The following is a 242-nucleotide window of genomic DNA, read 5'->3' on the forward strand; positions in this document are numbered from 1 at the left end:
CTTTAGAACCAGCTGTGTTGGTTGTTGAAGGCGTGTGTACGCATTTGGGCTGTGCGCCGAACTATCGCCCTGATGTTGGTGCTGCTGATTTAGGCGGTAATGACTGGTATGGCGGATTTTTCTGCCCCTGCCACGGATCTAAGTATGATTTAGCAGGTCGCGTCTTTAGTGGCGTTCCAGCACCGCTTAACTTACCTATCCCAGAATATAACATGGATGGTACCATCTTGACGGTTGGGGAG

1 protein-coding gene is annotated in these 242 nt (G+C 50.4%); it reads left to right on the forward strand.

The window, feature by feature from the left end; translation table 11 throughout:
- The coding region (gene petA, locus AAEZ18_RS19530; RefSeq protein WP_352256109.1) for a ubiquinol-cytochrome c reductase iron-sulfur subunit at window positions 1–242 on the forward strand (242 nt) is incomplete at both ends.

The sequence above is a fragment of the Pseudoalteromonas sp. 19-MNA-CIBAN-0066 genome, assembly GCF_040308705.1.
Classification (GTDB): Bacteria; Pseudomonadota; Gammaproteobacteria; order Enterobacterales; family Alteromonadaceae; genus Pseudoalteromonas; species Pseudoalteromonas nigrifaciens.